Below are 1,157 nucleotides of genomic sequence, written 5' to 3' on the forward strand. Positions count from 1 at the left end.
TTATGAATAAATTTAAAAAGACGTCTTTTTGGATGATTTTATTTTTGCTACTTGCTTTGTTGGTAATGGTTAGTTTATCAAACAGTTTTGCAGCAGATACTAATATTACTAATAGTACTGCTGGTGGGCTTAATAACGCAGTTAACCAATCAGCTAATAACGACAGAATAATATTATCAGACGGCACCTATACCGGAGATAATAACACTGGTATAGTTATAAATAAGAACTTAACCATAACTGGAACTAATAAAGTTAATACGGTTCTTGATCTTGGTGGTGGTAGTAAGTTATTCACGATTAATTCTGGTGCAAGTTTAATACTAGCTAATCTAACCATAAAAAACGCACAAATAGGCAACAACAGCTACCTAATAAACAATGATGGTCGAGTCACTATTCAAGACTGTGTTTTTACAGATAACACAATCAACAACCTACTAATCTCACGATCAGTAGTTTATAAGAGTAATCCTAACGATTACACAGTTCAGACTAATATTAGTACTGGTTATTTAGTTTTAAATAATGGTGATATGGTTATACAAGATTCTCACTTCAACAATAACAAGATGAACATTCAATACAACTACTACGAAGAAATACCTTATACAACCAACACCACTATAATATCAAACATACCATATAATACTACTTATATTGGTGGTGGAGGGTTAGTTGTTAATAGAGGAAGGTTAAATATCACAAGATCCAACTTCACAAACAACAACATACAACTCAACCAAAACTTGACCTATAACTACTCAGCAAACGAAAACATCAGAATAACAAGACAAAACAACAACAATACTTATATAAATAGTCAAACCACAAACTATGTTTATGCTTCTATTGTAAACACTGGACAGCTAGAAATAACACAATCAACCTTCACCAACAACACCAACAATTGCAATGTTACAAGAAACTACAACAAAAACATCACAATAGCAACCTCCGGTGATTCAGGTAAAATAACAACGAATGCAGGTTTTTACAATGTCATATTCAACAGTGCTAATATAAATGTTAGAAACAGTGAATTTACTAGTAATGGATACAATACAACATGGATATCCAACAACCCAGAACAAAACACCACACCAGTAAACAATGGCGGAGCAATATATACATCTAGTGGTATTTCTAATAGTAAT

At 32.2% G+C, this 1,157-nt stretch carries 1 protein-coding gene; it reads left to right on the forward strand.

Going from position 1 to position 1,157, the window contains the following annotated elements; translation table 11 throughout:
- Positions 1-1,157, forward strand: a 1,157-nt coding sequence (locus MBCUT_RS11100) for a hypothetical protein (protein ID WP_169805341.1), incomplete at both ends; no start/stop codon positions are given.

Origin of the sequence: Methanobrevibacter cuticularis, assembly GCF_001639285.1 — an archaeon.
In the GTDB taxonomy this organism is placed as follows: Archaea; Methanobacteriota; Methanobacteria; order Methanobacteriales; family Methanobacteriaceae; genus Methanobaculum; species Methanobaculum cuticulare.